Genomic DNA, 13,959 nt, shown 5'->3' with positions numbered 1-13,959 from the left:
CCAAGCGTTATTTAGCCGTGGCGATCCGACGTGAAACAGTGTGGCCTCGTTCATGTTTGCCGTCGGAGGCCACCCCTTCCATGTCCATTGCCCGTCCCCAGACCGCGCTGCAGTTCCTTGGCGCGACCGCATTGTCCATCCTGCTGGTGCTGTCCGCGCCCTTCGCCAATGCTGCCGAAGACGCAGGCTCGCCGTTGCGCGCATACGTTGCTGCCAAGCGCACGGCGATCCAGGCACAGTCAGCACAACCGGCCGTACCCACCGCCATCCATGCCAAGGTGACGGCCGAAAGCCGGTCGGGCGTCCGGCGCCTGCGCATCGGGCCGACCGGTGCGTTCCAGTACATCAGTGACAGCGGCCGTGACTACGCCGGCTACAACCTTGGCGCGGGATCATGGGACTCGCTGGTCGGCACGCTGGCCAGCGCCGTGGCCGATGAATATGTCGTGCAGGCAGCGGTGCAGAACCTTCCGCTGGATGCACTGGATGTGGTGTTCACCAGCATTCCCGAGCGCAAGAGTGCCAGCCTGGCCTATCCCAACAATCTCTCCTACGTCGTCTACATCGATTCGCCGGCCACCGACGCGCAGCTGCAGGCGCTCAAGCGCGCCGTACACGAGCAGTCCTCGGCCATCGATCTGGTAACGCGGCCGCAGCAGGTCAGCCATGCCGACGTGGACTATGTGCACAGCAGCACGACGCGTGACCCGAAGCTGCCGCCCGGCCTGCGTGATTTCATCACCGAGGAAAAGCGCCCGGCCGTGCTCGCCCGGCAGGTCCCCCGCGATCCGAAGGCGGCCCCGAGGGAGCCGGACACCCTGGTCGCCCGTGCCCATGTCGAGCCGCATACCGGCCTGCGCCAGGTGTTCCTGGGCAAGGATGGCTATCACCAGCAGCTGCATGACAGCGCGCCCGGACTGCTCGGCTATGGCGTGGCGCCGACGGTGGAAGAGCACCTGCTGGGCGTGACCGGCACGTGCCTCACCCATATCTTTGAAGTGCAGGCAGCATCGCGCAACGTGCTGCTGGATTCGCTGGAGCTGACCGTCGATGGCCAGCTGAGCCCGCGCTTCGGTCGCGGCGTCACCACCCCAGCGCGCTTCAGCGGCATCCGCTACCGCGTGCGCATCGAATCACCCGCATCAGCGCAGGACATCGATGCGCTGCGACAGTCGGTCGAGGCGACCTGCCCGCTCTACAACCTGGTCAAGGACGAGCAGAAGCTGGAAGGCCGCATCGTCCGCGGCGCCTACAGCGAAGCCGCACTCTGACCGCAACCGCGGCACGCAGTGACCCGACAGGCGGTCTCCCGGGCCAGCAAGGGCCACGGGAGACGCCCCATCCATTCCGGCAGTCAGCACCGACCTGGGGATTTTTCGATGAGGCTCGTCCTGCGCTCACGTTCGAGCGCGTACCGTCCGTTGCATCCGCCGCGTGGCCCACGTCCGCGCCGCGGCCACCTGGCCCTGGCCCTGTGCACCCTGCTTTCCCCGATGGCAGAGGCCGCCGAGGAAAAGCACACGCCTGCCGCACACGCGCAGGAGGGCCAGGCACGCTTGCTGGACAAGGTGTCCGTACTGGGCTCGCAGATCGCCGGCGGTGGCGCGCAGGCCGCGCTGCCGGTGGTGGCGGTTGACCGCGAGCAGATCGACGCGACCGGCGCTACCAATGGCAACGAGCTGTTCCGCAGCCTGCCGCAGTTTGGCGATGTTGCCGTCACCGAAAAGGGCACCACCAACGCCGGGCGCAACTCGAATGTCGCGCGTGGCGACGTAGGCGCGATCAACCTGCGCAATCTCGGCGCCAAGTACACGCTGCTGCTGGTCAATGGCCGGCGTACCGTGCAGCACCCCATCAGCAACAGCGGCGACGATACGACCTACAACGCCAATGCCATCCCGACCTTCGGCCTGGAGCGGATCAACCTGCTGCTGGACGGTGCCGCCTCCATCTACGGCTCCGACGCCGTGGCTGGCGTGGTCGACCTGGTGACACCCAGCAACCTGCAGAACGGCGGTGGTGTCAGCCTGAACTACGGCAAGGTCTCCGACGGTCATCGTGAAGACATCTCGCTGGATGGCTACCTGGGCAGCGACTTCGCCGAAGAGCGCGGCAACCTCTCGCTCCTGTACGGCTTCTCCAAGCGCACGGCGCAGCGCAATTCCGACGCCTGGTTCACCGCCACCGATGGCCGCCGGCCGCTGGGCGATGGCACCAGCGTGCCGGACCCGAACGGCACCTCCGGCTTCAGCACGCGGACGCCGTGGGGGCACTTCGATACCTACACCAACGGCAGGCGCACCGGCAGCTGGAGCATCGACCCGGCCACCGGCGCACTCGTGTCCGGCGCGGTCCCCACGCGCTATCACTATGATTCCGCCGCCGAACCCGGCATCACCTCGGCACCTGCCATCAGCAAGGGCAATGTGTTCGCAAGCGGACGCTTCGACATCAATGACAACCTGCAGCTGTTCGGTGAGCTGGGCTATTACCGGGCGCGCTCCGAATCGTGGGTCAGCAGCGAATCCGGCTTCGGCGGCGAAGGTTTCCTGCTGCACATCCGTCCCGATGCCTACTGGGTTCCGGACGCGCTGCGCGGTGCCGATGCGATACGGCTGCTGAACTATCAGTTCGCTGATTCAGGGATCCGCCGGGTGAAGGTCGACAACGAGCAGTCACGCGTCCTGCTGGGCGTGCGCGGCTGGACCGAAGGTGGCTGGAACTGGGAAAGCGCACTGCTGTACTCACGCGCGCGCAGCACGGACGTGCAGCAGGGCGGACTCACCGATGCGTTCATCGAGGCGGTGAACCGCACCGATGCCAGTGCCTACAATCCCTTCAGTGGCGGCGATCCAGCCAGGATCCGCGTGGGTGATGCCACGCCCTACGACACATCGGCGTTCATCGGCGAGGCAACGCGCGAAGGCACTGCCGAACTGGCGCTGTGGGATTTCAAGGTCAACCGCTCCGATTTTCTCAATTGGTATGCCGGTGACATCGGCCTCGCCGCCGGCGTCGAGTACCGCTACGAAAGCCGCATCGATGACCGCGATGGCAACATCGACGGCAGCCATCCCTACACCGACTGGTACACCGGCACCGTAGCGCCCAGCAACTTCTTCACCCACAGCCCGCGGCCGGATGTGCATGGCAGCCGCAATGTCACCTCCGCGCTGATCGAACTGGCCGTACCACTGGTTTCCCCCGCGCACGGCGTGCCGCTGGTGCAGTCGCTGGACCTGCAGATCGCCGGTCGCTGGGAGGATTACAGCGACGCCGGCAAGGTCGCCAAGCCGAAACTGGCGGCAGCGTGGAAGGTCAATGACAGCCTGCTGCTGCGTGGCTCGGTCAGCGGCGGATTCCGTGCCCCCGGCCTGGAACTGGTCAACTCGCCGCCCACCTACGGGTTCGGTTTCAACAACGACGCCATCCGTTGCCACGCGCTGATCGCCAAAGGCGCACAACCGGACTACAGCGCCTGCCTGAATGCCTACAGCAGTGGTTCGGCGGTCAAACCTTCGGTCAGTGCAGTGACGTCGTATGGCGATGACGTGAAGCCGGAAACCACGCGACAGTCGTCGTGGGGCGTGGTCTTCGAGCCTCGCGCGCTGCCTGGGCGCTTGGGCTCTGTGAACCTGAGCGTGGACGCGTGGCGGATAAAAGTGGAGAACCCGATCAGCACCATGGGCGAAGAACTGCTTTACGACGCGTACCTGCGCGTGGTCGAGGGCACCAGCAACCCCAACGTGGTGCGTGCGCAGGTGACCACCGAGGATGTCGCCCTGTTTGCAGGCACCGGCCTGCAACCTGCCGGCGTGGTCACCCACATCTACAACCGCTACCAGAACCGCCAGCCGCTGACCGCGTCCGGCGTGGACTACAACGTCACCTGGCGCCTGCCGGATACCGGGTGGGGCAGCTTCGCGCTGCTGCTCAGCGCCAGCCAGCTGAAGCAGTACACCCAGCAGAAACCCGCCGAAGTGCAGCTGATTGCCGCCGCCATCGCACGCGGTGAACTGAACATCATCGCGCCGGACCTGGGGGCGGCCAACGAAGTGGGGATCAACGGCGCCAAGCCGGAGTGGCGGGCCAGCGCCACCCTGATCTGGAACCTGCAGGACTGGACCGTGCGGCTGCGCGATGACTACATCGACAGCGTAACCGCAGGCGCCTACTCCGACGGCCGGCCTTACGTCGTCGATTCCACCCAGCGCTGGGCGCTGTCGGTGAAGAAGGAGTTCCACGATGGCGTGCTCAAGGGCACCGCCGTGGAGGTTGGCGCGCGCAACCTGTTCAACAAGGAGCCGCCCCTCAATGCATCCGGCAATTATCTGAGCGCGCTGCATGAAACCTATGGGCGTTACCTCCACCTCGGCATTTCAAAGAACTGGTGACCGCATGAAGACGCTGCCCCTTGCATCCCTGCTGGCTGCCTCGCTTTGCGTGCTCGCGTGCAGCCCGCAGGCATCCACGACTGTCCAGGCCGGCACGGATGCACCTGCATCGACAGCCTTCCAGACGGCGCACGCCGAGTGGGTGCGCAAGCGCGCCGAGGACCTTGCCAGGCCGGATGGCTGGACCAGCCTGACCGGGCTGCATTGGCTCGACGCAGGCAAGCAACGCGTGGGCGCTGGCGAGGACAACAGCATCCGGCTGGCCATCGGACCCGACCAACTGGGCCAGGTCGAACTGCGGGCCGATGGCGTGTACTTCCAACCCGCAGCGGGTGTGCCCATCACGGTGGATGAGACCCTTCTGCAGGGCACGACGCGCTTGGTTCCGGAAGGCAGCGGCGCCGGGACCACGCTCGCCTATGACGACGGCAAGGGAAAGATCTCGGTCATCCGTCGCGGACAGCGCCTTGCCCTTCGGGTCCGGCACGCCGATGCACCCGCACGCCGCGACTTTGCGGGACTCGACTTCTTCCCGGCCGACGAGCACTGGCGCGTGCAGGCGCAGTTCGTGCCGCACCCGGCAGGCAGGACGCTGCCGATCGTCAATGTCCTTGGCGAGATCACCGACACGCCGAATCCAGGCTATGTGCGGTTCAAGAAGGAAGGACATGAGTGGCAGCTGCAGGCCCTGGGTGATCCGGCCAAGGGCTTGAACCTGATGTTCCAGGACCAGACGACGGGCCGGCAGACCTATGGCGTGGGCCGTTATCTGCGGACCGATCCTGTTGCCGCTGATGGTTCGGTCACGCTGGATTTCAACCGCGCCTACAACCCGCCGTGTGCCTACACCGAATTCGCAACGTGCCCTCTGCCGCCGCCGGAGAATCGCCTGGCGCAGCAGGACGGCAGCCAGCCCCGCGTGCGCCTGGCCGTACTTGCGGGCGAAAAGAAATACGCCACTTCGCACCGATGACGGACTGCGGTTGGCATGGACATGCGTGCGTGCGCGCATAACGAAAAACGCCCGCAGATCGTGATCTGCGGGCGCTTTCTTGTATCTGGCGGAGCGAGAGGGATTCGAACCCTCGATAGAGCTTTTGACCCTATACTCCCTTAGCAGGGGAGCCCCTTCAGCCACTCGGGCATCGCTCCGGGGTTTTTCTCCGCGTCTGGTGCGGTGCACCTCAGCGGGGCGTGAATCATAACGTTAATCAGACGCGAAGGTAAAGCTTTTATTCGCCGGAATTTTCACTTCCGGTGCTGCCGGCTTCATCACCACGCTGGATGCGCTGGTAGATCTCTTCGCGATGCACAGCAACGTCCTTCGGCGCGGTGATGCCGATACGCACCTGGTTGCCCTTGACGCCGAGCACGGTGACGCTCACCGAGTCTCCGATCATCAGGGTTTCGCCGACGCGGCGAGTCAGGATCAACATTTTTGTAAGTCTCCATGGAACCGTGTGGAAGGGTATCCCCCACCGGCTTGACGCTCCGTCAAGAAGCGTCCCCACGACAAAGGGAAAAGATTTCGTAATGGTACCGTCAGCCGTCCCGCTCCTACAAGGAGGGGGACGGCAGGGGTTTACATCACAGGCGGGGGCTGACCCATTCGACGACCGCGGCCAGAGCGGTAGCAAGGGCGGGCCCGTCCTCGCCACCACCCTGGGCGAGGTCCGGGCGTCCGCCGCCCTTGCCCCCGATCTGACTGGCGATATGGGACAACAGTTCCCCGGCCTTGACCTTGCCCATTGCACTGCCGTTCACACCCGCAACCAGGGCAGCCTTGCCGTCCTGGGCGCCGGCAAGCACGATCACCGCGTTGCCCAACTGCTGCTTCAGGCGGTCCATGGCGTCACGCAGGGCCTTGGCGTCGAACCCTTCGAGGCGTGCGGCCAGCACCTTCACGCCGGCCACCTCGACGGCCTGGCTGGAAAGGTCGGCGGTGGCGCCGGCGGCAACCTTGGCCTTCACGGCTTCCAGTTCGCGTTCCAGCTGCTTCTGGCGCAGGCCCAGCGCACGGATCTTCTCGACCACATCGGTGGCGCTGCCGCCCAGCAGTTCAGCCGCCTCGGCCAGGCGGGCCTCTTCGCTGTCCACGTAATCCAGGGCACCCTGGCCGGTCACGGCCTCGATGCGGCGCACGCCGGCCGAGACACCGCCTTCCGAGGTGATCTTGAACAGACCGATGTCACCGGTGCGGCTGACGTGGGTGCCGCCACACAGTTCAGTGGAGTAGTCACCCATCTTCAGCACGCGCACGTTCTCGCCGTACTTCTCGCCGAACAGGGCCATCGCGCCGAAGTCCAGCGCTTCCTGCATGCCCATGTTGTGCACTTCGGCGGCGTTGTTGGCGCGCACCTGCTGGTTGACCTTGCGCTCGATGACGGCCAGTTCGTCGGCGGTGATCGGCTGGAAGTGCGAGAAGTCGAAGCGCAGGCGGTCGGGGGCGACCAGCGAACCCTTCTGCTGCACGTGGGTGCCCAGCACTTCGCGCAGGGCGGCATGCAGCAGGTGGGTGGCGGAGTGGTTGAGGATGGTGGCGCCACGGCGCTCGTCATCGACCTGGCCGGAAAGCACGTCGCCGACCTTCAGGCCGCCTTCGGACAGGGTGCCGACATGGCCGTGGAACTGGCCGGCGAACTTCTGGGTGTCGTCCACCACCAGGCGCACACCGTTGCCGGTCAGCACGCCGGTATCACCGACCTGGCCGCCGGATTCAGCATAGAACGGGGTCTGGTTGGTGATGACGATCACCGCGTCGCCCGCTTCAGCCGCCTGCACCGGACGACCGTCCTTGAGCAGGGCAAGCACGGTCAGGCCATCGGCCTGCAGGCGGTCATAGCCCAGGAACACGGTCGGGGTCAGCGTGGCCACCAGCTCGGCCGGCAGGGTCACGCCGCCACCGAACTTGCCGGCGGCACGCGCGGTCTCGCGCTGCTGCTCCATCGCCGCGTCGAAACCGTCGGTATCGACCGTCAGTTCGCGCTCGCGGGCGATGTCCTGGGTCAGATCCAGCGGGAAACCGTAGGTGTCGTACAGGCGGAAAGCGTCGACGCCCGGAATGACGCCATTGTTCGCCTTGGCCGCCACGTCCTCGAAGATCTTCATGCCGGCGTCGAGGGTCTCAGCGAAACGCTCCTCCTCGGCCTGCAGCGCACGCACCACGGTGTCGGCCTGGGCCGGCAGTTCCGGGTAAGCCTCACCCATCAGTTCGACCAGGGTCGGCACCAGCTTGCTGAAGAACGGCTGGCGCACGCCCAGCATCCAGCCGTGGCGCAGGGCGCGGCGGATGATACGGCGCAGCACGTAGCCGCGACCTTCGTTGGACGGCAGCACGCCGTCGACGATGAGGAACGAGCAGGCGCGGATGTGATCGGCAATCACGCGCAGCGACTTGTTTTCCAGGTCGGCCATGCCGGTCAGCTCGGACGCCTTGCGGATCAGCGCCTGGAACAGGTCGATTTCATAGTTGGTGTGCACGTGCTGCAGGATCGCCGCCAGGCGCTCCAGGCCCATGCCGGTGTCCACGCACGGTGCCGGCAGCGGCACCAGGGTGCCATCGCTCTGGCGGTCGAACTGCATGAACACCAGGTTCCAGATCTCGATGAAGCGATCACCGTCTTCATCCGGCGAGCCCGGGGGGCCACCGGCAATGTGGTCGCCGTGGTCGTAGAAGATCTCGGTGCACGGGCCGCAGGGACCGGTGTCGGCCATCTGCCAGAAGTTGTCCGAGGCGAACGGCGCGCCCTTGTTGTCACCAATGCGGACGATGCGTGATTCCGGAATACCGACCATGTCGCGCCACAGCGCGTAGGCTTCGTCATCGGTCTGGTACACGGTGACCAGCAGGCGCTCGGCCGGCAGCTTCCAGACCTGGGTCAGCAGCTCCCATGCCCAGGCGATGGCGTCCTTCTTGAAGTAATCGCCGAAGGACCAGTTGCCCAGCATCTCGAAGAAGGTGTGGTGACGCGCGGTGTATCCGACCTGGTCCAGGTCGTTGTGCTTGCCACCGGCACGCAGGCAGCGCTGGACGTCAGCGGCGCGCACATAGCTGCGCTTTTCCGCGCCCAGGAACACGTCCTTGAACTGGACCATGCCGGAATTGGTGAACAGCAGGGTCGGATCATTGCCCGGCACCAGCGGCGCCGACGGCACGATGGTGTGGCCTTTGCCCTTGAAGAATTCAAGGAAATCGCTGCGGATCTGGGAGGTCGTGAATTTGGCGGGTGCGTTCATTGGGGGCTGGCAGTGTGCGGGCCGGCAGCCCCGAACCGCCGACCTGACTGGCCGGGGCCGTAACGGACCGCCGAAAACCTAAAGGGTATCAGGCCCGGCGCCGCCAGTCTCAGTCATCCGGGTCGAAGCGGGTCGCGCGACGGATGCTGTCACCGTCGAAGCCGCGCCGCGCCAGCAGATCGGCCGCCTTGCGGCGCTGCGCCAGGTCCTGCGGGCCGTCCTCGCCGAAGCGGCGGCGGACCAGGTCGCGCGCGTTCTCCTGCCAGTCCCCCTCGTACGTTTCCATGGCCGCTGCAATGGCGGCGCTGTCCAGCCCGTGGGTGCCCAGCTCGGCGCGGACATGGATGGGGCCATAGCCGGTATTGGCGCGCATCCGGACGAGATTCTCCGCAAAACGGGTGTCGTCCTGCCAGCCGGCCTCGGTCAGCTTGGCAACGGCTGCCTCGGCCGCCTCACCCTCGACACCGCGGGCGGTCAGCTTCCGGGTCAGCTCCTTGCGCGAATGCTCACGCCGCACCAGCAGCCCGAGGGCGCGTTGTACGGGGGTCTGTTCGCGCGGCCGGCGCTTGCGGCCAGACGGGGCGTCGGCATCGGACATCAATTGCTCCAAGGGTGGCGCCGTCCCTGGCGCCCTGCCCGTCCGTGGGCGGTTCTAACCTGCGGGACAGGGCGACGTCACTGACGGCGCCGCCCTGCCCCACAGCAAGACTTACTCGTCGTCGCCGTCGTCGTCGCCTTCCTCGCGGGCGGCTTCGGACGGCTGGAACTTCTCGCGCAGCTCGGCTTCAAGCTTGGCGGCGACGGTCGGATTGTCACGCAGGTAGCCACGGGCGTTGTCCTTGCCCTGGCCGATGCGCTCTTCACCGTAGCTGTACCAGGCGCCGGCTTTCTCAACCAGCTTGGCATCCACACCCATGTCGATCAGTTCGCCTTCGCGGCTGATGCCTTCGCCGTACAGGATCTCGGTGATGACCTGCTTGAACGGAGGCGCCAGCTTGTTCTTGACGACTTTGATCTTGGTCTGGTTGCCGATGATCTCGTCGCCCTTCTTGATCGCGCCGATGCGGCGGATATCCAGGCGCACCGAGGCGTAGAACTTCAGTGCGTTGCCACCGGTGGTGGTTTCCGGGCTCTGGCCCGGCATCATCACACCAATCTTCATGCGCAGCTGGTTGATGAAGACCACCAGGGTATTGGAGCGCTTGATGTTGCCGGTCAACTTGCGCAGCGCCTGGCTCATCAGACGGGCCTGCAGGCCCGGCAGCTGGTCACCCATTTCGCCTTCGATTTCGGCCTTGGGGGTCAGTGCGGCAACCGAGTCGATGACCAGGATGTCCACCGAGCCCGACCGGACCAGCATGTCGGCGATTTCCAGCGCCTGCTCACCGGTATCGGGCTGGGACAGCAGCAGGTCGTCCACGTTCACGCCCAGCTTGGCGGCGTAGATCGGGTCCAGCGCGTGCTCGGCGTCGATGAAGGCGGCGGTGCCCCCCATCTTCTGGCATTCGGCGATGGCCTGCAGGGTCAGAGTGGTCTTGCCGGACGATTCCGGACCGTAGATTTCAACGACACGCCCCTTCGGCAGGCCGCCGATGCCCAGTGCGATGTCGAGCATCAGCGAGCCGGTCGGGATGGCCTCGACGGGCTCGACCACGCGGTCGCCCATGCGCATCACCGAGCCCTTGCCGAACTGCTTTTCGATCTGGCCCAGAGCAGCGGCCAAGGCACGCTTTTTGTTCTCGTCCATCGTATTGGTCCTTGCAGAGGTCATGTCGTTGGGGGTGCTGTCTTTCGGGGTCTTCTTTGCCATGGGCTCACTTTAAGTCGGATGTATCGCACAGGCTGAGATTCTGCCCGGCGCTCAGAAAAGAATTATCGGACATCCGTACCAACCTCAGTGGAACCAGAGAATCGCCACAAAAGACCGCGGGGTAATGCCGGTGGAACAGTGCTGCCGCAGGAGGCTCAGCGGTTGGGACGCAGCAGGCCGCAGTACAGGCCCTCGATGGCGAAATCCTGGTCGGGCAGGACCTCGATCGGCTTGTAGTCGGGGTTGCGCGGCAGCAGACGGATGCGGTCCTTGGCGATCTTCAGCAGCTTGACGGTGATCTCGTCGTCGATGCGCGCCACCACGATCTGCCCGGAATGGGCATCGCGGGTGCGGTGCACGCCGATCAGGTCACCGTCGAAGATGCCCTCGTCGATCATCGAGTCGCCCTGGACCTTCAGCAGGTAATCCGGCGCCGGCGAGAAGAACACGCGGTCCAGCACCACGAAATCGTCCGAACCGATGTCGGCACCGATCGGCAGGCCGGCGGCCACCCTGCCCAGTACCGGCAGTCGCAGGACGCTGTCGGGCAGGCCCGGTTCGGCCAGCTTTTCGATCGGTGGGGCCTGCACCAGACGGATGCCGCGGGCCTGGCCGGGAATGCGACGGATCGCACCGGCCTGTTCCAGGGCCTCCAGGTGGTACTGGGCCGCGCGCACGCCCTTGAAGCCGAATGCACGTGCGATTTCAGTCTGCGACGGCGGTGCGCCTTCGCTCTCGATACGCTCGGCGATCAACTGCAGGATCGCCTGCTGGGTGTCGGTCAGGTCCATGGTTAGTAGTATTACTACTAATATCCGGGTGCGCAAGTGCTGGCGACGACCGCGGCATCGGGAACGGCCGCCGGGCATGGCCCGGCGCTACCGGCTGTAGTGCCGAGCCCATGCTCGGCAATCTCGGAATGCGGGGGCGCTGAGGGAAGAGCAGCCGACCAGCGGTCGGCTCTACCTGTAGTGCCGAGCCCATGCTCGGCAATCTCGGAATGCGGGGGCGCCGAGGGAAGAGCAGCCGACCAGCGGTCGGCTCTACCTGTAGTGCCGAGCCCATGCTCGGCAATCTCGGAATGCGGGGGCGCTGAGGGAAGAGCAGCCGACCGGCGGTCGGCTCTACCTGTAGTGCCGAGCCCATGCTCGGCAATCGGGATACGCGGACGCAGGAGCAAAAGCAGCCGACCAGCGGTCGGCTCTACAGGAATCGCGCGGCGATTCCGCGGTTCCCGTTGGGAACCGCTGCGGTAAGCACGCTACGCGTGCTTACCGCTTCTCCATATCGAGAACAGGATCCAGACGCCGCAGAATCCGGCACCGACGAATCCGCAGACGCCCAAGGCCAGCAGCCACCGGCTCGATATGCCGCCCACACTGTGCATCACGATGGACGAGCCGATGATCAGGGCAGCAGTGACGATGCCCATCACCAGCCGGTTGGCGGCGCGGTTCACCTGGTCGCCGAAGCCCTGCAGTGCGCTGGTTTCGACTTTCAGCTGCAGGCGGCCGCGGCGCGCGGCCTGGACCAGCTTGCGCAGGTCGCGTGGCAGTTCACCGGCAAAATCGATCATTCCCAACAGGCCACGCCGGCCGCGCTTGAGCAGTGCGTGCGGCGCATACCGCTGCAGCATTACCCGTTCCAGGAACGGGCGGGCAGCGCTGGCCATGTCGAAATCCGGGTCGAGCTGGCGCCCCATGCCCTCCAGGGTCAAAAAAGCCTTGATCATCAGCGCCAGGTCGGCCGGCAGGGTCAGGCTGTAGCTGCGCAGCAGCTGGGTGATGTCGCCCAGCATCAGGCCGATGCGCAGGTCCTTCAGCGGCACGCCGCGGTACTGGTCGACGAACTGGCTGATGTCATGCTGCAGGCGGTTCTCATCCACCTCCACGCCACCGGCCCAGTCCAGCAGCACGTCGGCCACGCCCTGCGGGTCCTGCTCCACCAGCCCGTGCAGCAGCTGCGCGACCTGGAAGCGACGCATTTCAGACAGCGCGCCAACCATGCCGAAGTCGATCACGCCAATGCGGCCGTCGCGCAGATAGATGATGTTGCCGGGGTGCGGATCGGCATGGAAGCTGCCGTCTTCCAGCACCATCTTCAGCACAATGTCGGCGCCGCGCCGGGCCAGCTCGCGGCGATCCAGTCCGGCCGCATCCACACCGGCCAGGTCACGCCCGGGAATGCCGTCGACGAAGTCCTGGACGTTCAGGCTTTCGCAGGTCCACTGCCAGTGCACCTCGGGAATCAGGATGTCGTGGCGGCCCTGGAAGTTGCGGGCGATGCGCTCGGCGTTACGGCACTCGGCAGCGAAATCCAGTTCGCGGCGCAGCGATACGGTGAACTGCTGGACCACCTCGGCCGGGCGGTAGCGGCGCAGGTCAGGCAGGCGCGCCTCGACGATCTCGGCCAGCCGCGCCAACAGCCGCAGATCGGCTTCCACCACGTCACGGATGCCCGGCCGCCGCACCTTCAGCACGACGTCACGGCCATCATGCAGGCGTGCACGATGGGCCTGGGCCAGCGAGGCGGCCGCCATCGGGGTTTCATCAAGGAAGGCAAACACCTGCGAAGGAGATGCGCCCAGATCGGCTTCCAGCTGTTCGCGGATGGCTGCGTACGGCAACGCCGGGACCGCGTTCTGCAGCTCGGAAAGCTCGGCGATCCATTCCGGCGGCAGCAGGTCGACGCGGGTAGCCAGCACCTGGCCCAATTTGACGAAGGTCGGGCCGAGATCCTGCATGGCACTGCGCACACGCACCGGCGCGGTCATGCGCAGCATCTGCTGGCTTTCCTCGTTCCAGTGCAGCAGACGTCCCGCGCGCTCGAGCACGGTGGCCAGGCCGATGCGCCGGACCACGTCGCCAAAGCCGTAGCGGATCAGGACGGCGGCAATTTCCTGCAACCGGCCGAGGTCACGGACAGTGCCCAGCGTCTCCCACATCGTTGCCTACTCCGGTTCCATACCGGGCCAGCATGTCACAGCTGGGCGTCGATGCCATGCAGCGCCGCCGCGACGGTCTGCCGCCGTATGGCTTCGCGGTCGCCATCGAACTGGAACAGTTCGGCGCGGGCATACCCCCCGCGGCGCTTCCAGCCGATCCACACACTCCCCACCGGCTTGTCCGGGCTGCCGCCGCCGGGCCCGGCAATACCGGTCACGGCCACGGCGATACCCGCCCCGGAATTGATCAGCGCGCCGGACACCATTTCCAGCACGGCCTCGCGGCTGACCGCTCCGAACTGCTCCAGGGTCTGCGCACGCACGCCCAGCAGGCGCTGTTTGGCCTCATAGCTGTAGACCACCATGCCGCAGTCGAAGAACGCCGAAGAGCCGGCGATATCGGTCATGCATTTGGCGATCCAGCCACCGCTGCAGCTTTCGGCGGTGACCAGTTGCAGCGAGGCCTGCTGCAGGCGCTGCCCAAGCGCGGCGGCCTGGGCATGGAGATCGGCATCGGAGGGGAAGGACATCGGCGTGGATCGAGGTAGCAACGGTCACCTTGTACCGCAGAACGG

Annotated in this window: 10 protein-coding genes and 1 tRNA gene; 3 read left to right on the top strand and 8 right to left on the bottom strand. The window is 65.9% G+C overall.

The features are described from left to right. Window positions 1-80 precede the first annotated feature (80 nt). The 3 genes from C1924_RS07645 to C1924_RS07635 all read left to right on the top strand — a co-directional run bounded on the left by C1924_RS07645 (window position 81) and on the right by C1924_RS07635 (window position 5,367). Window positions 81-1,271, top strand: a complete 1,191-nt coding sequence (locus C1924_RS07645) for an OsmC family protein (protein WP_159094766.1) — start codon at window positions 81-83, stop codon at window positions 1,269-1,271. A 108-nt stretch (window positions 1,272-1,379) separates the two neighbouring features. Beyond that, window positions 1,380-4,394: a TonB-dependent receptor gene (locus C1924_RS07640; protein WP_108764751.1), complete on the top strand. Its 3,015-nt coding sequence runs from the start codon at window positions 1,380-1,382 to the stop codon at window positions 4,392-4,394. Window positions 4,395-4,398: 4 nt separating this feature from the next. Next, a complete protein-coding gene (locus C1924_RS07635) occupies window positions 4,399-5,367 on the top strand; it encodes a DUF1684 domain-containing protein (protein ID WP_108764750.1) in 969 nt (322 codons plus the stop codon). Window positions 5,368-5,453: 86 nt separating this feature from the next. On the opposite strand, the gene C1924_RS07630 is transcribed toward C1924_RS07635, so the two are convergent. From C1924_RS07630 to C1924_RS07595, 8 genes are all read right to left on the bottom strand, one after another. Continuing rightward, window positions 5,454-5,546, bottom strand: a tRNA-Ser gene (locus C1924_RS07630). A gap of 80 nt (window positions 5,547-5,626) precedes the next feature. Then, window positions 5,627-5,830 (bottom strand): carbon storage regulator CsrA, encoded by a 204-nt coding sequence (gene csrA / locus C1924_RS07625; RefSeq protein ID WP_079221459.1) that lies wholly within the window; start codon window positions 5,828-5,830, stop codon window positions 5,627-5,629. Between the two features lie 151 nt (window positions 5,831-5,981). Next, window positions 5,982-8,630, bottom strand: a complete 2,649-nt coding sequence (gene alaS / locus C1924_RS07620; protein ID WP_108764749.1) for an alanine--tRNA ligase — start codon at window positions 8,628-8,630, stop codon at window positions 5,982-5,984. 109 nt (window positions 8,631-8,739) lie between these two features. Further along, a complete protein-coding gene (gene recX, locus C1924_RS07615; protein ID WP_108764748.1) occupies window positions 8,740-9,228 on the bottom strand; it encodes a recombination regulator RecX in 489 nt (162 codons plus the stop codon). Window positions 9,229-9,339: 111 nt separating this feature from the next. After that, entirely contained in the window at window positions 9,340-10,377 is a 1,038-nt protein-coding gene (gene recA, locus C1924_RS07610; protein ID WP_108764747.1) for a recombinase RecA, read from the bottom strand. Window positions 10,378-10,595: 218 nt separating this feature from the next. Then, window positions 10,596-11,231, bottom strand: a complete 636-nt coding sequence (lexA, locus tag C1924_RS07605) for a transcriptional repressor LexA (protein ID WP_079221455.1) — start codon at window positions 11,229-11,231, stop codon at window positions 10,596-10,598. A gap of 470 nt (window positions 11,232-11,701) precedes the next feature. Beyond that, entirely contained in the window at window positions 11,702-13,384 is a 1,683-nt protein-coding gene (gene ubiB / locus C1924_RS07600; RefSeq protein ID WP_108764746.1) for a 2-polyprenylphenol 6-hydroxylase, read from the bottom strand. Between the two features lie 35 nt (window positions 13,385-13,419). Beyond that, complete coding sequence (locus C1924_RS07595) at window positions 13,420-13,914, bottom strand: CinA family protein (RefSeq protein WP_108746440.1); 495 nt, start codon at window positions 13,912-13,914, stop codon at window positions 13,420-13,422. Between the last annotated feature and the right edge of the window lie 45 nt (window positions 13,915-13,959).

It is taken from the genome of Stenotrophomonas sp. ESTM1D_MKCIP4_1 (genome assembly GCF_003086895.1).
GTDB lineage: Bacteria > Pseudomonadota > Gammaproteobacteria > Xanthomonadales > Xanthomonadaceae > Stenotrophomonas.
This window is presented reverse-complemented; position numbering and strand designations above follow the sequence as displayed.

Bases quoted from the DNA above. Each gene is read 5' to 3' on its own strand.
- C1924_RS07640 (WP_108764751.1), top strand. From the start codon at position 1,380: ATGAGGCTCGTCCTGCGCTCACGTTCGAGCGCGTACCGTCCGTTGCAT.
- C1924_RS07595 (WP_108746440.1), bottom strand. From the start codon at position 13,914: ATGTCCTTCCCCTCCGATGCCGATCTCCATGCCCAGGCCGCCGCGCTT.
- ubiB (WP_108764746.1), bottom strand. From the start codon at position 13,384: ATGTGGGAGACGCTGGGCACTGTCCGTGACCTCGGCCGGTTGCAGGAA.
- lexA (WP_079221455.1), bottom strand. From the start codon at position 11,231: ATGGACCTGACCGACACCCAGCAGGCGATCCTGCAGTTGATCGCCGAG.
- C1924_RS07645 (WP_159094766.1), top strand. From the start codon at position 81: ATGTCCATTGCCCGTCCCCAGACCGCGCTGCAGTTCCTTGGCGCGACC.
- C1924_RS07635 (WP_108764750.1), top strand. From the start codon at position 4,399: ATGAAGACGCTGCCCCTTGCATCCCTGCTGGCTGCCTCGCTTTGCGTG.
- recA (WP_108764747.1), bottom strand. From the start codon at position 10,377: ATGGACGAGAACAAAAAGCGTGCCTTGGCCGCTGCTCTGGGCCAGATC.
- recX (WP_108764748.1), bottom strand. From the start codon at position 9,228: ATGTCCGATGCCGACGCCCCGTCTGGCCGCAAGCGCCGGCCGCGCGAA.
- alaS (WP_108764749.1), bottom strand. From the start codon at position 8,630: ATGAACGCACCCGCCAAATTCACGACCTCCCAGATCCGCAGCGATTTC.
- csrA (WP_079221459.1), bottom strand. From the start codon at position 5,830: ATGTTGATCCTGACTCGCCGCGTCGGCGAAACCCTGATGATCGGAGAC.